This is a genomic window from Hoeflea sp. EC-HK425 (genome assembly GCF_902498795.1).
Lineage (GTDB): Bacteria > Pseudomonadota > Alphaproteobacteria > Rhizobiales > Rhizobiaceae > Hoeflea > Hoeflea alexandrii.
Genome location: NZ_LR701572.1, coordinates 2,703,391 through 2,723,151, shown reverse-complemented (window position 1 = coordinate 2,723,151; position 19,761 = coordinate 2,703,391). Strand labels below are relative to the sequence as shown.

Here is a 19,761-nt window from a genome sequence, read left to right as displayed (position 1 = left end):
CTGCAAAACGCGGCGGGCCGTTTCCGGCCCGCCGCACAAGAATTGGATTGTTGTGAGTATGTCATGACCAGGATTGCGCTCGGCGCCACCGAAATCCGCAAGAGCTACGGATCGGTACTGGCAAACCAGGGTATTTCATTGTCGGTGGGGCCGGGCGAGATCCATGCCGTCGTTGGGGAAAACGGTGCTGGAAAGTCGACGCTGATGCGCGTGCTTCAGGGTATTGAGCGCCCCGACAGCGGCCATGTGACAGTGATGGACCGCGACGTGAGCTTTGCCGGTCCGGCAGATGCACTGGCTGAAGGCATCGGCATGGTTCACCAGGAGTTCATGCTCGCCCCCGATTTGAGCCTGCTGGAGAACCTGGTTCTCGGCGACGAGCCGTTGCGATGGGGGCGCGGCGCCTTTGCACTGATTGACTGGCAATCGGCCGAGGCGCAGGGCAGGGGACTGGCCGAACGCATCGGCATTGAGGTCGACTGGCATCGGCGCGCGGGCGCAGCCCCGGTTCACATTCAACAGTTCGTCGAAATCATCCGGCTGCTGCGTCGCGGATCCAGGATTCTGATCCTTGATGAGCCTACCGCTGTGCTTGCACCGCAGCAGGTCAACGAGCTCTTTGACCTGGTCCGGCGAATTCGTGAGGACGGAACGGCAATCCTGTTCATCAGTCACAAGATTGGCGAGGTCATGGCGCTCGCCGATCGGGTGACGGTCATCCGGCAAGGCAAGATTGCGTTCAGCGCAGCGGTTGCGGAGACAAGCGGAGAAGAGATTGCCTCCCATATCGTTGATGGTTCCAATCCGGTCGGCGGCGAGATCAGGCGCGGAACGCCCGGCCCGGTGGTTCTCGACGTTGCAGGGCTGTCGGCCGAGGCTGTCGAGAAATCCCACCCGCTCCACGACATCTCGTTTGCCGTGCATTCGGGCGAGATTGTCGGACTTGCCGGTGTTGCCGGAAATGGCCAGGTCGAATTGATGGAAGCGCTGTCCGGTCTGAGGCAGGCCAAAGGCCGTGTCGAGCTGGCAGGCATTGACCTTGGCGGTCTGGACGCGGAGCGTCGCCGCGCGGCAGGCATGGGGTACATCAGCCCCGACCGCCGGCATGAGGGGCTCGCAATCGATGCTTCGATCGAAGAAAACGCCATTGCCGGGTCACACCGGGCAAGCCCCATCTCGAACGGGTTGTGGGTTGACCGGGGAGCGATGAAACGCGTTGCGCTGGAACGGTTGAATAGGCTTTCCGTGAAATATGGCGCGCTGCGTGACCCGGTTGCCAGCCTGTCGGGGGGCAACCAGCAACGCGTCGTCTTTGCCCGCGAGACCGCTGGATCACCGCAATTGCTTCTCGTCTCCCAACCCACCCGGGGCGTGGACCTCAACGGCATCGCAGCGATCCACAGCATCTTGCGCGATTTCCGCGATGCCGGCGGCGCGGTGCTGCTTGTGTCAGAGGAACTGGATGAACTGCAGATGCTGTCCGACCGCATCATGGTGATGGCGCAAGGCCGGATTGTCGGGGCGTTGGACGCGGATGCCGACAGGCGTGAGATCGGACGCCTCATGGTCATGGAAGGGGTGGGTGCGTGAGCAACTGGCTTGACCGCGGACTGGGCTTTGCCGTTCCCTTGCTGATTGCGCTGTTGGTCAGCGCCCTTGTGTTGCTGGCCATCGGGGAAAACCCGCTGGACACGTTCTCCTTGATGCTGACCGAGGGCTTTGGATCGCCGCGGCGTCTGGCCTCGACCCTATCGGCCGCAACGCCGCTTTTGTTCACCGCCGTCGGCACCGCGATCTGCTTCCGAGCCGGGGTGTTCAATGTCGGTGTCGACGGAGCATTTCTCATTGGAGGTCTCGCAGCCGTTGTTGCGGGTTTCAGCCTCCCCGCAGAGCTTGGATGGTCATTGGTTCCGATCTGCCTGGCGGTCGGTGCGCTGTTTGGCGCCGCATGGCTGTTCATTCCAGGGTGGCTGCTGGCAAGGCTGGAAGTCGATGAGGTTGTATCCACCCTCATGCTCAATTTCATTGCCGTTGCGATCACGGGGTACCTTGTCAACGGTCCCTTCCTTTCACGGCAATCCGGCAACAACGTCACTCCTCCGGTTCACGAGGCGGCCGAATTGTCACGCTTGATGCCTCCGGGCACGCTTCACAGCGGCTTCCTGCTGGCGCTCGCCGTTCTTGTTGCCTATGCCTTCTGGACCCGCCGCACTCCTGCCGGGCTTGAAGGAGCCTGGGTCGGATTGAACCGCCGGTTCTCGCGGGTTGTCGGTGTCTCGGTCCAGCGCACGATCATCCTTGCAATGGTGCTGTCCGGCATTGTTGGCGGACTTGGCGGCGCCGCGCACGGGCTTGGTCAGTTGCATCGCTTCACCGACGGTTTCTCTGCCGGCTACGGGTTCACCGGCATGGCAGTCGCACTGCTGGCCCACAACTCGCCACTGGGCATGCTGATCGGTGCTATTCTCTTCGGGGCACTCGCCTCGGCGGGAACCACGATCCAGCTCTTTTCCAATATCCCGCTCGATCTCGTGAACATCATCCAGGGCATTGTCATGATCTTCGCTGTGATTGAGCTGGGCCGCATCGGTATCCGTCGGAGGGTGAAAGCATGATCGAACAGATCCTTGCCTCCGGCGTGGTCCTTACAACCCCAATTCTTCTCGCCGCCATCGGCGGCCTGGTGAACCGGCAGGCCGGCATCGTCAACATTGCACTCGAAGGCAAGATGCTGGTCGGAGCCTTTGTTGCGATCGTTATCTCGGCTGCCACCGGCAGCTGGCTTGTCGCCACCCTGGCTGCAGCACTGGTGAGCATGGTGATCGGCTATGGCTTCTCGCTGACCATCACCCGGCTGGGCGCCAACATGATCACGGCAGGGCTCGGGCTCAATGTGCTTGCAGCCGGCGCCATCGGGTTTCTGATGAGCTATGCCTACGGATCGTCAGGCACCTTGCGCCTGCCGGACGTGGCACTGTTGCCGCACGTGTTTCCGCAGTCCATCGAGCGCGTCCCGGTGGTCGGCCGGTTGTTGGCACATCTCGATCCGCTCACCATCCTTGCCGTTGTGGCGATTGCGGTGCTTCCGTTCCTGCTCGGTGCGACGCGTTTTGGCCTGTGGATCCGCGCAACCGGGAACGCGGCGCCGGTCATGCGCTCGGTCGGACTGAAACCCAAACTGCTGCAGGAAGCCTCGACTGCCTTTGCCGGCTTCTTTGCCGGCCTCGCCGGCGCGCAGCTCGCACTTGCATCCATCGGCATCTTCAACGAGGGCCTGACTGCGGGACGCGGCTTTATTGCCCTCGCAGCCTTCTACTTCGGACGTGACCGCCCCTGGCAGACTGCAGCCGCCTGTCTGCTGTTCGGATTGCTCGATGCCGCGCAGATCCGCATGCAGACAGTGGGGCTTCCGCCCCGGCTGATCGGCGCGTTCCCCTATCTTATGGTGCTTGTCGCTCTGGTCGTTTCCCAGATGCGCAGCCTGAGGAGAACACAATGACAAAGACTGCACTGATTGTGGTGGATATGCAGAATTCGTTTCTGCATCCCGATGGCGAAAACTTTTATCCGGTCGCGCCGGAGGTGATCGAGCCGGTCCGTGGGCTGATCCGCGCAGCGGAAGAAGGCAGCGCAATCATCGTCCACGTGTGCGACCGGCACCGCGAGGGCTTTGCCGATTTCGAGCAGCCGCGCCTCCCGGTGCACTGCATAAGCGGAGGGTTCAATGCCGAGTTCTTCGAGGGCTTCGGGCCGCAGGGCCGCGCCAGGGAAATCCTGATCACGAAACGGCGCTATTCGGCGTTCTTCGCGACCGAGCTGGCCCTGTTTCTCAATGAACAGGGCGTCAAGCGTGTGGTGATCTGCGGGGTCAAGACCAACGTCTGCGTCCGGGCAACGGCAACGGATGCCTTCGCCAACGGTTTCGCGGTCAATGTTGTCGGTCCGGCGGTCAACACCAACCGGCCCAACCTCGGCGAAGCGTCACTCGAGGATATCGATCGCTACATCGGCAAGGTGGTGGACCTTGAGACCGCAAAGGATCTGCTCGCATGAGCAGATTGGTCGTTACCGGTTATGCCAGTCTCGATTTCGCGGTCGGGCTCGACGGTCAGGCGGTGGGGGATAAAACCACGCTGATCGCCGCGCGTGACCCGGAGGCTTGGCCGCGCGCCGGCGGCTGCCCGACTTACATATCGGGTGCAGCGGTTCGTGCCGGTCAGCAGGCCACCCCGGTCATGTGGGTCGGCAAGGGGGCTGAGGGCGAAGGCTTTGTCGCCAGGCTTGACGCACAGGGGATCGGCACGGAAGGGATCGGTGTGGTTGACAGCCTGCGCTCGCCCACCGCGCTCCTGGTCTACCAGTCGGACGGATCCTGCATGTGCCTTTACGATCCGGCGCTTGGCCGGGCCGAAACACTGAACCAGGCGCAGATGGACCTCATCGCATCGGCAACCCATCTCTGCGTGGCCGTCGGCCCGCACCATCTGATGGACGAGATCGTCGCACTCTGTCCGGCAGATGCGCGCCTCTACTGGGCAGTGAAGAACGACCCGGATGCCTTCCCGCCGGAGCTTCGCGCAAAACTGGCCGCACGGGCGGACGTGATTTTCCATTCGGCCTCGGAACGCTCGCTTATCGGAAAGACAGCCGCCGTGCTGGTCGAAACACGCGGCAGCGATCGCGTTGTCGTCACTGCTGCGGGGCAAGCGAAGGAGCTGCTCGTGCTGCCGATTGATATCGCTGACACCACCGGTGCGGGCGACAGCTTTGCCGGCGGATACATCGCTGCGGAAATGTCCGGGGCTGACCCGGTGGAGGCCGCCGGCGCAGGAATAAAAGCAGCGGCCGCACTTCTTGCGGACCGCAAAGGGAGACGCTTATCATGAAACGAGCCTGGTACTCGGGACACAGCGCCGAAGAGTTGGGAGACAGCGCAATCCTGGTCGGCGATCCCGACCGTGTCGAGCGGATTGGCGCGCTTCTGGCCGAGCCGGTGTTCCTGCCGGTCAAACGAGGGCTGAAGACCGTCACAGGCATGTGGAACGGCAAGAAAGTCAGCATTGTCGCCTTCGGCATGGGGGCGCCGATTGCGACCATCGTGCTGCACGAATTTGCCGATCTCGGCATCAGGCGTTTCGTCCGCATCGGCACGGCTATGTACTTTCCGCCTGCAACCGGGGGCGAGTTTCTGATCTCCGACTCCGCCATAGGCTTTGACGGAACATCACCTGCCTATGGCGTGCCGACAGGCGAGCAGGTGTCAGCTGACGCAGCCCTCGTGACGGCCCTCGTGGAAGCCTCCTCCGCTGCAGGCGAGACCTCGCACCGCGGCCTCTACGCCACCTATGACGCATTCTATCGCGACATGTTCGGGATCGACGCGAAGGGCTCATCCCGCGCGGATGCCATGCGCAAGGACATGAACGCGCGTGGTGTGATGGCGCTCGATATGGAGACTTCTGCGCTGCTTGCCGCCGGCCAGGACCTCGGCCTCGCCGTCGCCACCATGTGTTACGGCACCGTCGATGCATTGAGCCAGGAGAAGCTTGGCGCCGAGGCGCTTGAAGGCGGCGAAAACCAACTTTTCCATATCGCGCTGGACGCGATCACGAGCTGAACAGACAAAAGGACAAGAACAATGAGCGATATGCCCAAGCGCTATCTCCAGACGGTCGTTGATCGTTTGAGCCAGGTGATCAACACCCAGACCGATGCAATCGAAGAGGCCGCGCGCGTCTGCGCCCGATCAATCCTCGACGACAAGCTGGTGTTCACTTTCGGGACCGGCCATGGATCTTTTGCCGCCATGGAAATGTACCCGCGCACCGGCACGGTCACCGGGTTTCGCCCCATCGTCGAAAGCTCGATGATCTCCTTCCACCGGGTGCTGGGTGACGCCGGCGCCCGCCAGTACCGCTTCATCCATGCACAGGAAGGCTACGGCAAGGCGATTTTTGACAGCCATCAGACCGATCCCGGCGACACCATGTTGATGTTCTCCCATTCCGGCATCAATGCAGTGACGCTCGACATCGCCGTGGCTGCAAAAGAGAAGGGCATGAAGGTGATCGGGGTGACCTCGATGCCGCATTCCTCCAGCGTTCCGTCGCGTCATTCGAGTGGCAAGCGGCTTTATGAAATCGCTGACGTGGTGATCGACACCGGCGTGCCGCTGGGCGATGCAGGGATCGGGATCGAAGGAGTGAAGGGCAAGACCGGCGCAACCTCGACTTCCATCGCCATTGCCATCGGCCATGCAATCAACTCGACCACGGCCGAACTGGTCGCCGAAGCCGGCCGCGACCCCTATCTCATGGTCAGCACCAACACCACCGAGAAGGCCGCAGCCAACGCCCAGAACGACCTGAACTATGCCGAGCTGTGGCGCCGGCTGAAGGCACGCTGAGATGGACCGCGGATTTTTCATCAACGGCCGTTGGGAATACCCCACCGGTCTCGACCGCTTCGAGATCGTCAACCCCGCCAATGGCGAACCAGTCGGTACCACGTTGCTGGCGGATGCGGCTGTGGTCGACCGCTGTGTCGATGCCGCCGAGGCAGTGGCGGCATCCTTTGCGCTGATGCCGGCGCGGACCCGCGCGGACATGTTGCGCAAGGCCGCCACATTGATCGAGGAGCGCGTCGACGATATGGCCCGCCTGCTCACCCGAGAGCAGGGCAAGCCGGTTTCCGACAACATCAAGGAGATCCTCTTCGGCTGTGAAGTCATGCGCTACTATGCCGAAGAGGCGGTGCGTGTGGGCGGTTCGATCCGTCCGGCTTCGGCGCCCAATATCCGCAACCTCGTAACCTATCACCCGATCGGGGTGGTAGCGGCAATCGTGCCATGGAACTATCCCATCGATCTCTACTGCTGGAAGATCGGTCCGGCGCTGGCCGCCGGTTGCCCGATCATTGTCAAGTCCCCGCATGAGACACCGCTGGCCATTGCCATGGTGGTCGATTGTCTGCAGGAAGCGGGCTTTCCGGCAGGCACCATCGCCGACATTCCGGGCCTCGGGCCGGTGGCCGGCGAAGCCCTGTCGTCGCATCCGCGCATCAGGGCACTGTCCGCCACCGCGTCGATCCCCGCGGGGCAGGCCATCATGCGCGCCGCTGCGGGCAACATGAAACGGCTCTGCCTCGAGCTTGGCGGCCATGCTCCCTTTGTCGTGATGGAGGACGCCGATCTCGAAGAAGCCGCACGAGCAGCCCACAGGCGCGGCTTCTCCAACATGGGTCAGATCTGCATCACCGTGAACCGCATTCTGGTGGCGGCACCTGTTGCCAGGGAGTTTGCCGATATCCTTGCATCGCTGACCGAGGAGACGGTCATCGGTGATGGGCTCGATCCCGCGATCGGCTATGGTCCTGTCCAGAACGCCGGTGTGATCGCGCGGATGGACCGGCATGTTGCCGATGCCGTGACGAAGGGCGGCCGTGTCATTGCCGGCGGTGCCCGAGCCACCGGCAGCGGATTTGACGATGGGCTGTTCTACCGCCCGACTGTCATCGCCGATGCGCCGCTCGACAGCCTGCCGATGAGCGAGGAGACCTTCGGGCCGGTGATGGGCATGGCGACGTTTGCGAGCGACGCCGAGATGCTGTCCATCGCCAACAGCCTGGAATATGGCCTTGCCGCCTACATCTTCGGCGGTGATCTCGATCGGGTCTGGTCACTGGCGGAGCGGATGGAGTTCGGCGCCGTCGGCGTGAACGTCAACGACACCAGTGATCTGCAGGCGCCGTTCGGCGGTTGGAAGATGTCGGGCTTCGGGCGTGAACTGGGGCCCGAAGGTCTCGACACCTACCTGCAGCCCAAACATCTGAAAATGCGCCTTCGTCACAGCATGTAGGTGTCCACTTCGGCCTTGGCGGGCCGGGTGGAAAGCCTGCTGCCGGAGCCGGCATAGTCTTTGGGCTTTGGCGGTTTGCTCCCACCGGCACGAAAACAGGGAGGCCGGAGAGGCCCGGAGTTCCCTTCAGGGACCAACTTTTGACCCTGCTACCGCGGCAGATCCCAGAAGTCGACGAGCATCAACGACAGTGCCGGAAATGCAATCAGGATGGCCAGCCGGATCACATCCGCCAGGATGAACGGACCCACGCCGGCATAGATCGTGCCGAGTTTCGTATCGGGCAGCATGGCCTTCATGACGAAGACATTCATGCCGATGGGCGGTGTGATCATCCCGATCTCGATCACCATGACCGTAAGGATACCCCACCAGACCGGATCGTATCCGTAGCTCAGGATCAGGGGGAAGACGAAGGGAATGGTGATCACCATGGATGAGATGGTGTCGAAGATCGCGCCCAGGATCAGGTACATGACCATCAGCAGGATCACCACCCAGATGCCCGGCAAGCCCGTGTCGCGGATACCGTTGACGATGATTTCCGGCAATCCGGAAAGCGTCACGGCATAGGTGAAGATAGAGGCGCCGATGATCATCAGGTAGATCATCGAGGTGGTTGCCGCTGTATCGCGCAGGGCCGCCCAGAAGCCGCGCCAGGAAAGACGGCGACGCGCCACGGCGATCACGAAGGCAAGAAATGCGCCCACGGCGGCGGATTCGTTGACCGAAAAGATGCCGGCATAGATACCGCCGGTGACCACGATCATGAGAATGACCGCAGCCCACCCGTTCTTGAGCGCTTTCCAACCTTCCGACCAGGGCAGAACGTCCCCCTCGGGAGCCAGTGCGGGGTTGCGGCGGACCAGGATCATGATCGTGACAATGTGCAGGCCGACCGCGAGCACTGCCGGGATCAGCGCCGCCACGAACAGTGTCTTGACGAACTGCTCCGTCAACACACCGTAGAGCACCAGGATGATCGAAGGCGGGATCAGCATGCCCAATGTGCCGCCCGCCGCGATGGAACCCGTTGCGAGGCGTTCCGAGTATTTCCTGTTCATCATCTCGGGCAGGGCAACACGGGTCATCGTGGTTGCCGTGGCGATCGACGATCCGCAGATTGCACCAAAACCGGCACAGCCGCCGATGGTCGCAATGGCCAGCCCGCCGCGCACATGGCCGATGAAGGCGTAGGCGATCCGGTAAAGATCGGCTGAAAGGCCGCCAAAGGTGGCGAAGGCGCCCATCAGCAGAAAGAGCGGGACAACCGAGAGCTCGAGACTGGCGACTTTGCTCACCGTCTCGGTCCCGAACAGCGACAGCGCCGGTCCGAAACTGCCGCGGATCAGTCCGAACGTGAGGACGCCGGAAACACCCATGGCCACACCGATGGGCACGTGGATGAAGATGAGAAGAAGCATCAGGGCCATGCCGAGCAGGCCAATGGTTGCGGGATCCATGACTCAGTCCTGATGTTGGGAAGCGGGATGGCCGAGAATTTCGGCGATTATGACGAAAAGCTGTGCGGGAATGCAGGCCCAGAAACAGATGCTGGCAATCCACCACCACGGACCGATCGGCATGTTGAGGACCATGGTGGCCTGATGGCTGTCGCTCACACGCATCGCATGAAGTGTCACGAAATAGGCAATGAACAGGAACATCGCGCCGGTCAGGACCGCGCCGAGCACTTCCATTGCCCGGTTGATGCTCTCAGGCAGAAAACTGCCAAGGACTGTGACCTTGATCTGACGACGCTCGAGAAGTCCCGCGGGGAAGGATGAAGCGATGATGATGATTGTGAGCAGACTGGCCAGATCGTGAGCGCCGCGGATTGGACGGCCGGTGATTTCCCTTATCACGATGTCGGCGACGGACATTGCCGCGACCAGCAGCAGAAACAGCACACCAAGCGTGGCCGCCGCGCGCGACATCAGCATGAAGGTCCGTTCCAGTTTCTTCATCATCTCGCCCCTTGTGGTTGACCGCAAGGGCCGAAGGCAAAGCGGCCTTCGGCCCTTCTGAACGCCTTAGCGTGTGCGGATTTCCTCGAGCTTGCTTTTGAACGCCTCCAGCAGGCCCGGTGTGGCCGCAGCGGCCACACGATCGATGACCGGTGCAACAGCCTCATCGATGCGCGCGCTATCCTCTTCGGAAGGTTGCACGACGGTGTGCTCGTCGCTGGATTCCCATTGCTCCAGGTTGCGGGCAACGGCGGGACCATAGGAAGCGATCTGGTTGTCGGCGACGATCTGGCCGCTTTGCGCCAGCAGATCCTGGACCTCGGCCGGCAGATCCTCGTAGACGCCGCGATTCATGACGATGGTAAAGACCAGCACGCCAAGCTTCGCAGCGTAATGGTTCGTCGCGACATCCGAAACCCGAAAGGTGCGGGCAACCGAAGCGTCGGTCAGCGCACCGTCAAGCAGACCGCGGTCGATCGCTTCCGCCATCTCCCCGGCGGAGGCATTTTGCGGAACGCCGCCAAGAGCTTCGACCACAGCCGTCTGGATCTGTCCAGCGACACGAAAACGCTTGCCGGCAATGTCGTCGAAAGATTTGATCTCGGGCTTCGAATGCAGCATGTAGGTGTCCGAGGTGTAGATCGCGACGACATAATAGTCCTCGTAGCCGCTGAGCTTGCCTTCCTGGTGAAGTTCCAGCGCTGCAAGCGAACCTTCCTTGACGTTGCCGATAAAGCCCGGCAGCTCGAACATGTCGAAGTCCGGATAGACCCCCGGCGTGTAGGAGGGAACGGTCAACGCCATGTCGGCCACACCGTCGGCAACCATCTGAGCCTGGGCCAGCGGGCTTCTGCCCAGCGTACCGCCGGCATAGAGTTTGATCGAGACGTCATGCGGCGCAGCCTTTTCGTTGAACCAGTCGATCCATGGCTGGTAGACCGCGGAGACGGTGGGCGATGCGGCGGGTACGAATACCGAAAACGCAAGATCCTTTGCCTGCGCAGCGGTCACGCCAAGAGCCACGACGGCTCCTGCCAGCAGGTGTGTGATAGTTCTGTTCAACATGGTTTCCTCCCTGGTTGTTAAGTCTCGTTGCAGCCGCGATTGCCTTTCCTCCGGTGGCATTCGCCTGGCTGCACCGCGGTTCGGTCAGTCATGCGTCATCGGCCCGGGTTCTTCGGGCGACCTTGCAGACAGGCAAGCGGACGGCCGGGCCTGTCTTTATCTTCCGGTCACGGCTTCCGCTGCGCCGGTTCATTCGCCGCGTCCGACGACAAAGGAAGCGATGGTGGTGGTCGAGCCGCCAATGTTGAGCAGGCCGACCCGTTTTGCGTTCTCCACCTGGCACTCATCCGCGCTGCCCGTCACCTGACGATATCCGTCGAGCATCATGCGCACACCGGTTGCACCGACCGGATGGCCGAGACCGATCAGCCCCCCCGAGGGGTTGATCGGCAGCCTGCCATCAGCGGCAATCACGCCCTCTTCCACCGCTTTCCAGGCCTCGCCTGGCTCCGTGATTCCGAAACAGTCGATGGCCGCATACTCGGTCATCGCAAAACAATCGTGGGTCTCGATCGCGTCGAGCTGGAAAGCATCAGCGATACCGGCCCGGTCGAAACACTCGCGAATCGCCTGGTGCACCTGCGGAAGCACAAAGCGGCTGTTGCGGCTTTCCTGCAATTTCTCGCTCAGAAGCATCGGTGCCGTGCGATGCCCCCACCCGTCGATCCTGGCCAGATCCGACAGTTTCAGGCCGCGGGCCTTTGCGTATTCGCGCGCACGTGCCTCGGAGGCCAGGAAGACCACGGCGGCACCATCGGTTACCTGTCCGCAATCGTTGCGGCGCACACGGCCCTCGATCACCGGATTGGCTTCATCATCCTCCTTGAAGCTCTGCTCGGAGAATTGCCAATTGCGGGTCTGCGCATTCGGGTTGCGTTTGCCGTTTGCGTAGTTGATCCGGGCGATCTCACCGAGATGGTCGTAGTTCACATAGCCGAATTTCTCGGAATAGGCCGTGATCAGGTCGGCGAATGCCGCTGGCCAGACATACTTTGCGTCGGTCCATTCCCGGCCGGCCCATGCCGCAGCACCCAGATACTCTGCGGCCTGCCGACCGGGCACATTGCGCATGTACTCGACGCCCAGAACGCAGACCAGATCGTAGCGCCCCGCCTCGATTTCTGCGCCGGCGGCCAGAATGCCCATTGACCCCGAGGCGCAGGCGGCCTCGTGACGGCTCGTTGGCACCCCGGAGAGATCCGGGTGCATGGAAGCCACCATGCCGCCCAGCTGCCCCTGGTTGCAGAACAGTTCGGCAGTGAAATTGGTGACGTGGACACTCTGGATGTCGCGGGCCTCGAGGCTGGTGGCTTCGAGACCTTCCATCAAGGTCTCAGCCATCATGGCGTCGATGCCGAGCCCTTCACGGTGCCAGTTGCGGGCAAAGTCGGTCTGTGCGCCACCGAGGATGTAAACAGGATCAGGCATGGACGGCGTTTCCTTCTGCGGCCAATCGTCTGGTGAGTGTCTTGCGGTCGAGCTTGGCCAAGGGCGTGCGTGGCAAGCCTTCGACGAGGATCAGCCGTTCCGGCCATTTGAACTTTGCCATTTGCTTGTCGTTGCAGAAACGTTGCACCGCCTCGAGATCAAGTGAGCAGCCATCCTCCAAGGCCGCGAACAGGCAGACCTTCTCGCCCATCCTGGCATCCGGGTAGGCTGCAACGGCGACTTCACGCACACCCGGCAAAGCCGAGAGCAGACCGTCGAGCTCGACCGGTGAAATCTTCATGCCGCCGCGAACGATCAATTCCCGCGACCTCCCGTGGAAACGGATAAGGGTGCCGCATTCCGAAATTTCGAAGAGGTCTCCGGTCGCGAAGAACCCCTCGGCGTCAATCCGGTCGTGGCGAACCCCGTCGCGCCCGAAGTAGCCCGGCATCAGCGCGGGACCGCGAATATGCATTTCACCGGTGCTGCCGGGCATTGTCAGGGTTGCTCCGGTGTCGGGGTCGACAATCTTGAACGTGCCGCCATTGGCAGTCAGGCCATCTGGCCGGTCGGACCAGCCTTCATCCCCGTCGCGGGGAAAGAAACTTGCCCGCTTGCGCGGGTCAACGACCTGTGCCGGAGATGAGCACAATTGAGCGCCTTCGTTGGAACCGAAGAAATTGAGCACCGGGATGTCGAACTTGGCGTCGAAGAAGGCAAAGACCTCTGGATCAGGTGGCGCGGAGCCCGTTCCGATGGCCTGAAGCCGGTGCAGTGCCGGATGCAGGTCCGGATCGGCTGCCTTGTCGCGCAGGTAGACGAGCACCGTCGGCGCCACCATCGTGTAGGCGATTTCCTCGGTCTTGAGCTGATCGATGAAGGTCGTCACGTCGAAGGGGTGGTGCAATATCATCGCCCCAGCTGTCCGCATCCAGCACATCATCAATCCGCCCATCGCAGCGGCGTTCACGAAGGGGAAGGGCGCAAGGATATTGGCGCCATCGGGCAGACCGAGGATGCGCCATGCGCCGAGCGAGCTCGCCATCATGTTGTTGTGGGTCTTGGGCACCGCCTTGGGAAGGCCTTCGGTGCCGGAGGTCCAGAACACCGCGAAGAGGTTGTCTGCGTCGAGTTCGACCGGCTCGGGTTTTCCCGGCGCTGCAGAAGTGTCGATGCGGGCAACTTCGGGCGGCAGGTCCTCTCCGATCCCGAGACGGATGGCCGTCGCCGGGAGTGCGTCAAGGCGCTCGGCGTAGTAGGGCTTTCCGCGCATCCGGCCAACCGAGATATAGGCGTCAAAATCCGCGATCTCGGTCATCGCACGCAATTCCGCGCCACGATAGGCGACCGAGATCGGACTCAGCACCGCTCCGATCTGCGAGATAGCGAGATAGATGAGGATCAGTTCGGAAATGTTGGGGAGCTGGGTGGCCACCAGTGAGCCGGGGCCAAGTCCGTGGCTTTGCAGGAGGGCCGCGTAGCGGTCGACTTCCCTGCGCATTTCGCCGTAGGTCAGTCGCCGGGGCGCGCCCTCGAACACCCGTGCGCGATCTGGCGGATCGACCAGCCCAAGACGCCCGGATGCGCGCTCGCAGGTGTCGCGGAACATGTCGGGGATGGTGGTGTCTCCCCAATGGCCGGATGCCCGGAAACGTTCGCTGTTGTCGGGAACGAACAGGCTCATTTGCAAAGCGCCGCCACGCGTGTCCTGGCCGCCTCGTACTCCGAGGTGAACCGGTCGATGATAGCGGCGGCAGGCTCTATGCGATCTATGCGTCCAACGCCTTGCCCAGCGCCCCAGATGCCCGACCACGGCTTGACCTTTTCGTCCTTTCGTCCCGTGAAATTCATCTTGGCGACCTTGAATTCGAGCTCTGCCGGATCAAGCCCCTGCTTGACCATCGAGGGTTTCAGCATGCTTGCGCGCGCGCCGGTGAAGGCTTTGGTGACCATCAGGTCGGTCGGGCCGCATTCGGTCAGCATCTGCCGGTATTCGTCCGACGCCAGGCTTTCTGTTGCCGGAATGAAAGCGGTGCCGACATAACCGAAATCGGCTCCCAGCACCTGTGCAGCCAGCACCGCCTCGCCTGTATTGATCGCGCCTGCCAGGGCGATGTAGCCATTGAAGAACTGCCGGACGCGTTCGGCAAAGACCAGTGGGCTCAGCTCGCCGGTGTGCCCGCCGGCGCCTGAACACACTAGAACGAGGCCATCGACCCCTGCATCCGCGGCCTTGCGCGCCAGTTCGACCGACGTGACATCGGCAAATACCAGCCCGCCATAGGTATGGACGACCGGTATGACCGGTTTCGGGCTGCCAAGCGCTGTTATGACGATGGGCGGCTGGTGTTTGGCCACCTGTTCCAGATCGGACGCAAGCCGTGGAGAGGTCGAGTGGGTGACAAGGTTGACCGCCCAGGGCGCGACCGGCCAGGCGCTTTCGGCTGGCTGCGCAACGCCGTCCCTGATGGTCTGCATCCAGTCTCCCAGTTCGGCGCTGGTGCGCAGGTTCGGGGCCGGAAAGCTGCCGACAACCCCCGCCTTGCAGCAGGCGACGACGAGCTCCGGCGATGAGACAAGAAACATCGGGGCCGCAAAGATCGGCATGCGCAAATTGGAAAGCTGATCACGAATTGTCATTCTGCCAGGGTCTCTTTCTTCATGTCATGGCCGATGAATAAGTTCAACTGTGCTGCCACGACGTCCGGCCGTTCAAGCACGACCAGATGTCCGGCATTCTCGATTTCCACGAACCTGCCATTGGCCAGCCCTTCGGCGAGGTCGCGCCCCGCATGCGGCGGCGTCACCGTATCGTCCGCTCCGGTGATGACCAGTGCAGGACAGGTGATCTCCGAAAGAGCGGCAGTATTGTCGGGGCGTCCGGCGAGGGCGGCCTGATGGCGCTGAAAGATCTCCAGTCCCTGCGCATGCGCCATCCGCGCAACCTTCTGGCGCAGCGGAGCCTTGGCCCTGTTTTGCGGAGACAGCATTCCTGCGCAGATCGTGTCGGAAAGAGCATCAAGCCCTTCGCGCCGCGCCCATTTGACCACCTTGCCGCGCTTGGCCGCTGATTGTTCGCTGTCGGCTTCTGCGGTGCAGCCAATCAGCACCATGCCCGCAACCCGGTCAGGCTCCCGTCTGGCGATTTCGAGACAAAGATAGCTGCCCATCGACATGCCAACAAGGATCGCGCGATCCGGCAGCGCGGCTGCAATGTCTGAAGCAATCCCTTGGAAGTTGTCAGAGTCGGGCAGCTCCATCACATCCGCCGGTACGTCAATGCCCCGCAATACGTCGGCATACGCCTCCGCTGTGCAAAGCAGTCCTGGCAGACACACTAGGCGCGACATCATCAACTCCTCCCGTTAGGTAAAATTGCTAGACCAAACAGATCGGGCGGTCAATGGGATTTCACAAATTCAGTACGATGTTTCATCTGACGGAACAGGTAGCGCTATTGAAGATGCGGGTCGGTGTCCGTGTTGGGTTTGCATAGCGCCAGGCATCGAGCAGATTGCCTTGGAAATGGAGGGATCTCGACAGCAGCGCCGTCGGCGCAGCTTGACAAATGGCAGGATTTGGCAGAATTTGGTCTAGTAATATACAAAAGGAGCGCCGCGATGTCGCATGACACGCCACTGATGGTAACCGCCGCCAATGTAAGGATGGTCGCGCCCGACGGTACACCGCCGCCTGATGCTCCGGACTGGATCAAGCGGTATGACCATCCGTATCTGCATGGCGCTTTCGCACCAACCGACGTTGAGTATGATGCCGAGGATCTTGAGGTCGAGGGCGAGATCCCGTCGGATCTGTGCGGCGCCTACGTGATGAACGGCCCGTCGCAGCGTTTCGAGCCGGTCAACAGCAAGTATCACTACTATGACGGGGACGCGCAGCTCCGGGCGATCTACTTCCGTGACGGCAAGGCGACATTCCGGCAGAGATATCTGCGCAATGGCGCCTTCATCGTGGAGGACAAGGCCGGAAAGGCGATTTGGCCCGGTATTGCCGGCCCCTATGACTTCCGTCTGCCCGGTTCGCCCATCAAGGATGTCTCCAACACCGATGTTATCTTCTACAACGGCAATCTGCTGTCGTTGTGGCACATGGCAGGTGATCCCTATCAGGTCGATCCACTGACGCTGGAGACCAAGGGCCGCGAAACCCTGGGCGGCGGTCTCAGCCACAGCCTGTCTGCGCATTCCAAGACCGATCCGAACACCGGTGAACTCTTCTTCTTCAATTACCAGGATGAGCCGCCCTACATGAGCTACGGCATGGCCGATGCGCAAGGCCGGTTGAAATTCGATATCGACATCGACCTCAAGGGCCCCCGATCCCCTCATGACATGGGTCTGACCGAAAATTATGCCATCCTGCACGATCTGCCGTTTTACCACGATGTCGACATTCTCAAGAACCACAACCGGCGCGTCATGGGCTTCCACCGGGACCAGCCGGCGCGGTTCGGCCTGATCGACCGTTTCGGGCGCAGTGACAAGGTGCAATGGTTCGAGGCCGAGGCCTGCTACATCCTGCACATCTCGAATTCCTGGGAAGAAGGCGACTGGGTTCATATGCTCGGTTGCCGCCAGGAAGACCCGATGCCGCAAAAGGACGCCCGCGACCATCATCTCGCATCGATGATGGCCTATCGCCGCCGCAGCCACGTCATGTATCGCTGGTCTTTCAATGTGAAGACCGGAGAGACGCGCGAAGGCATGATCGACGAGACCAACACCGAGTTTCCGACGATCAATTCCCACATGACCGGACGAAAGACCCGCTACAGCTTCAACCAGGTCATTCCGGTTCCGCACGAAGGCAGTCTCGAGGGACGGTGCCAGACATTCAACGGCCTGCTGCGCTATGATCTGGAGACGGGCGCGACTCAGCGCTACGATTATGGTGACGGTGTCTATGGTTCGGAAGCACCGGTGGCGGCGGCCTATGGCCAGGGTCATTCAGGGGATGAAACCAGGGCCTATCCCGTCATGTTCACGACCGACAGCAATGACTGGACGTCCTACTGCCTGATTTTCGATGCCGCCGACATCACCGCTCCCATTGCGCGGGTGAAAATCCCGAGGCGGATCAGCATTGGATTCCACACGACATGGGTGGACGGATCCGAGATTTGGAACGTATGACAGGTCCTGGATGACAATTCCGGACAATATCGGGATTGCACGTCCGGTCGCGGAGGCACACTGCGTGCGACCGGTCGCGTGGCGGAAGGTGGGGGCGTGAATCAGATCAACCGGGATACCGTCGCAGGACCTCCGACAACATCGTTGCGCCGGGCCCTGCGCATTCTGGGCGACCCGTGGACCATGCTCATCCTCAAGGAAGCCTATAATGGCGAACGCCGTTTCGGTGGATTTCAGAAGAAGCTCAACATACCCAAGCAGACGCTGTCCTTGCGGCTGACGCATCTGTGCCATGAGCAGATGATGTATCGCCGGCAGGTCAGCCCGACCCACACGACGCTCGAATATGCGCTGACGGCCAAGGCTTTTGATCTGCAGGATGCGATGTACTCGATCTGGCTCTGGCACGAAGCCAATCCGAGCGATGTCAGCGTTCTGCCGTTCGAGATCGTCCACCGCAGCTGTGGACAGCGTATCAGCGCGCGCTATCGCTGCACGCATTGCCGGAACGAGGTGCTGAGTGAGAGCGTGACGGTCGAGCACACCCAGCCGTTGCAGTTTGATCCGCGCGACAGGCTTTCGCGCCGCAACGATACAGCCGTCACCGCGGCCGGGGATCTGGGAGCCGAAAAGATGGTTGCGGCGTCCCTCGTCGGTGACATTGCCTGCAATGAAATCCTCTACACGCTGTTTCGATCCCCGTCCCACCTCAAGGCGATTGCCGACGGCCTTGATCTGGGGATGTCGGTCGCTCGCGGCCGGTTGGAGAAGCTGCGCCTTCTCGGGTTGGTCGAAGAGCGCCAGGACGGTCGCAAGCTGACCTATTCGGTTCTGCCCAAGGCAGAAAAATTCTACCCTCTGCTGCTGAGCATCGCCGACTGGGGAGACCGCTGGTGTAATGATGGCCAGCCACCGCCGGAGTTGCGTGTTCATTCATGCGGTGAACTGGTCCACGGCCGTTTCTGCTGCGATCATTGCGGCGGCTGGATCGGTCGCGAGAACGTCTATGTACGGCCGCGGCAAGACAACAGCGACGGGGAGGGGAGTTGATGACCGACGAGCCGGATGAACCTGACACCGACGCCGCCGATCCGAAATTCGTCACGGCCCTTGCCCGCGGACTGGGGCTGATGAGCTGCTTCCGCAAGAACGAGGTGGAGCTGTCGAACCACGCCTTCGTCGAACGCACCGGGCTGCCCAAGGCCACCGTGACGCGGATGACCTATACGCTGTGCAAGCTCGGCTATCTGGTGCAGTCCGAGCCGGGCGGGCTCTACAGGCTCGGGCCCGGTGTGTTGCGGCTGGGGTTTGGCGCACTCGCATCGACCGACCTGAAGGACCGTGCCGAGGTCGAGCTGAGGGATCTGTGTGCTGGCGACAATCCCAATGTCGCCGCGGCCATTGCCGAACGCCACGACCTTTCGGCTGTCTATCTGGTCACCCATCGCGCGCCCTCTGCCATTCTGACGGCGTTTTACCTCGGGGCGCAGGTGCCGCTTTTCTCCACCTCCATCGGACGGGCGCTTTTGATGGGGCTCTCCGAGAACAAGCGCGAGGAACTGCTGGTCCGGGCTTTTGACCGCGCCGCTTCTGACGAGGAGCGCGCCCGGCTGACCCATGGTCTTGCCCGTGCACGGGCGGACTACGAGGCTTACGGCTTCTGCACCTCGTTCAGCGAATGGCGCAAGGAAATCAACGGAATTGCAGCCCCCATCGTGCCGGTCGAGGGCGACCGTGTCTTTGCCCTCAATGTCGGCGGAGTGGCCTTCCTGAACAGCGCCGAGGAATTAATGGAAACCCGGGCACAGCGTCTGCTGCGCGCAGCCCACAACCTGAGCCTGAGGCCGATGGACAATGACTGAACATCCGGAAACCGTCGAACCCTTCGCCAGCGCCTACGGGTTTCAGGATCTCATCGGATTCCGCAAGACCGAGTTCCGGGAGGGCTATGCGCGTTTTGAACTCGATCTCGGCCCGCAGCACATGAACCGGGCTATGGTGCCGCACGGGGGTATTCATTGCAGTCTGCTCGATACAGCTCTGGGTGCCGCGGGGGTCTACAAGGGCTTGCCTAACGATTTCCGCCGGGCTGTGACGCTGAACCTCAATGTGAGCTATCTCGCAGCGCCCAAGGGCCGCATGCTGATTGCCGAAGGGCGGCGCGTGGGCGGCGGCAAGACCATCTACTTTTCGGAAGGTCATGTCGAAGACGACACTGGCCTGATCCTGGCACGTGCTTCAGGCGCTTTCCGCCTTCTTGATCAGTCGCGTTAAGCCAGCTACGGGAAACTC

At 61.8% G+C, this 19,761-nt stretch carries 19 protein-coding genes; 12 read left to right on the top strand and 7 right to left on the bottom strand.

Features of this window, described 5'->3' with window-relative positions; genetic code table 11:
* The first annotated feature begins 63 nt into the window (after positions 1-63).
* The 8 genes from SPHINGO391_RS15955 to SPHINGO391_RS15920 are packed head-to-tail and all read left to right on the top strand — an operon-like array spanning position 64 to position 7,856.
* The gene (locus SPHINGO391_RS15955) at positions 64-1,590 is read left to right on the top strand and encodes an ABC transporter ATP-binding protein (RefSeq protein WP_152009754.1); all 1,527 of its coding nucleotides are present in this window, start codon (positions 64-66) and stop codon (positions 1,588-1,590) included.
* Positions 1,587-2,615, top strand: a complete 1,029-nt coding sequence (locus SPHINGO391_RS15950) for an ABC transporter permease (RefSeq protein ID WP_152009753.1) — start codon at positions 1,587-1,589, stop codon at positions 2,613-2,615. Before SPHINGO391_RS15955 ends, SPHINGO391_RS15950 begins: the two co-directional genes overlap by 4 nt.
* Positions 2,612-3,499: an ABC transporter permease gene (locus SPHINGO391_RS15945; RefSeq protein ID WP_152009752.1), complete on the top strand. Its 888-nt coding sequence runs from the start codon at positions 2,612-2,614 to the stop codon at positions 3,497-3,499. The genes SPHINGO391_RS15950 and SPHINGO391_RS15945 overlap by 4 nt, the downstream gene beginning before the upstream one ends.
* Positions 3,496-4,053, top strand: coding sequence for an isochorismatase family cysteine hydrolase (locus SPHINGO391_RS15940; protein WP_152009751.1), 558 nt, complete (start codon positions 3,496-3,498; stop codon positions 4,051-4,053). The genes SPHINGO391_RS15945 and SPHINGO391_RS15940 overlap by 4 nt, the downstream gene beginning before the upstream one ends.
* A complete protein-coding gene (locus tag SPHINGO391_RS15935; protein WP_152009750.1) occupies positions 4,050-4,886 on the top strand; it encodes a carbohydrate kinase family protein in 837 nt (278 codons plus the stop codon). Before SPHINGO391_RS15940 ends, SPHINGO391_RS15935 begins: the two co-directional genes overlap by 4 nt.
* Complete coding sequence (locus SPHINGO391_RS15930) at positions 4,883-5,617, top strand: uridine phosphorylase (protein ID WP_152009749.1); 735 nt, start codon at positions 4,883-4,885, stop codon at positions 5,615-5,617. The genes SPHINGO391_RS15935 and SPHINGO391_RS15930 overlap by 4 nt, the downstream gene beginning before the upstream one ends.
* Before the next feature lie 21 nt (positions 5,618-5,638).
* Entirely contained in the window at positions 5,639-6,406 is a 768-nt protein-coding gene (locus SPHINGO391_RS15925; RefSeq protein WP_152009748.1) for a sugar isomerase domain-containing protein, read from the top strand.
* Between the two features lies 1 nt (position 6,407).
* The gene (locus SPHINGO391_RS15920; RefSeq protein ID WP_152009747.1) at positions 6,408-7,856 is read left to right on the top strand and encodes an aldehyde dehydrogenase family protein; all 1,449 of its coding nucleotides are present in this window, start codon (positions 6,408-6,410) and stop codon (positions 7,854-7,856) included.
* 149 nt (positions 7,857-8,005) lie between these two features.
* Here the strand turns inward: SPHINGO391_RS15920 and SPHINGO391_RS15915 are convergent, their stop codons facing one another.
* From SPHINGO391_RS15915 to SPHINGO391_RS15885, 7 genes are all read right to left on the bottom strand, one after another.
* Positions 8,006-9,319 carry a TRAP transporter large permease gene (locus tag SPHINGO391_RS15915; RefSeq protein ID WP_152009746.1) on the bottom strand — a complete coding sequence of 438 codons (1,314 nt, stop codon included), beginning with the start codon at positions 9,317-9,319 and terminating at the stop codon, positions 8,006-8,008.
* Positions 9,320-9,322: 3 nt separating this feature from the next.
* A complete protein-coding gene (locus tag SPHINGO391_RS15910) occupies positions 9,323-9,823 on the bottom strand; it encodes a TRAP transporter small permease subunit (protein ID WP_193217318.1) in 501 nt (166 codons plus the stop codon).
* A 66-nt stretch (positions 9,824-9,889) separates the two neighbouring features.
* Entirely contained in the window at positions 9,890-10,888 is a 999-nt protein-coding gene (locus SPHINGO391_RS15905; protein ID WP_193217317.1) for a TRAP transporter substrate-binding protein, read from the bottom strand.
* A gap of 189 nt (positions 10,889-11,077) precedes the next feature.
* Positions 11,078-12,316: an acetyl-CoA acetyltransferase gene (locus SPHINGO391_RS15900; RefSeq protein WP_152009743.1), complete on the bottom strand. Its 1,239-nt coding sequence runs from the start codon at positions 12,314-12,316 to the stop codon at positions 11,078-11,080.
* Positions 12,309-14,000: a class I adenylate-forming enzyme family protein gene (locus SPHINGO391_RS15895; RefSeq protein ID WP_152009742.1), complete on the bottom strand. Its 1,692-nt coding sequence runs from the start codon at positions 13,998-14,000 to the stop codon at positions 12,309-12,311. Before SPHINGO391_RS15895 ends, SPHINGO391_RS15900 begins: the two co-directional genes overlap by 8 nt.
* Positions 13,997-14,956, bottom strand: a complete 960-nt coding sequence (locus SPHINGO391_RS15890; protein ID WP_152009741.1) for a nitronate monooxygenase — start codon at positions 14,954-14,956, stop codon at positions 13,997-13,999. Before SPHINGO391_RS15890 ends, SPHINGO391_RS15895 begins: the two co-directional genes overlap by 4 nt.
* Positions 14,953-15,669: an alpha/beta fold hydrolase gene (locus SPHINGO391_RS15885; RefSeq protein WP_244615438.1), complete on the bottom strand. Its 717-nt coding sequence runs from the start codon at positions 15,667-15,669 to the stop codon at positions 14,953-14,955. The genes SPHINGO391_RS15890 and SPHINGO391_RS15885 overlap by 4 nt, the downstream gene beginning before the upstream one ends.
* A 267-nt stretch (positions 15,670-15,936) precedes the next feature.
* Between SPHINGO391_RS15885 and SPHINGO391_RS15880 the strand changes: the two genes are divergently transcribed.
* The 4 genes from SPHINGO391_RS15880 to SPHINGO391_RS15865 all read left to right on the top strand — a co-directional run bounded on the left by SPHINGO391_RS15880 (position 15,937) and on the right by SPHINGO391_RS15865 (position 19,743).
* A complete protein-coding gene (locus tag SPHINGO391_RS15880) occupies positions 15,937-17,469 on the top strand; it encodes a carotenoid oxygenase family protein (protein ID WP_152009739.1) in 1,533 nt (510 codons plus the stop codon).
* A 96-nt stretch (positions 17,470-17,565) separates the two neighbouring features.
* Positions 17,566-18,519 (top strand): winged helix-turn-helix transcriptional regulator, encoded by a 954-nt coding sequence (locus tag SPHINGO391_RS15875; RefSeq protein WP_152009738.1) that lies wholly within the window; start codon positions 17,566-17,568, stop codon positions 18,517-18,519.
* Positions 18,519-19,331 (top strand): IclR family transcriptional regulator, encoded by an 813-nt coding sequence (locus tag SPHINGO391_RS15870; protein ID WP_152009737.1) that lies wholly within the window; start codon positions 18,519-18,521, stop codon positions 19,329-19,331. The genes SPHINGO391_RS15875 and SPHINGO391_RS15870 overlap by 1 nt, the downstream gene beginning before the upstream one ends.
* Positions 19,324-19,743 carry a PaaI family thioesterase gene (locus tag SPHINGO391_RS15865; protein WP_152009736.1) on the top strand — a complete coding sequence of 140 codons (420 nt, stop codon included), beginning with the start codon at positions 19,324-19,326 and terminating at the stop codon, positions 19,741-19,743. The genes SPHINGO391_RS15870 and SPHINGO391_RS15865 overlap by 8 nt, the downstream gene beginning before the upstream one ends.
* The last annotated feature ends 18 nt before the right edge of the window (positions 19,744-19,761 follow it).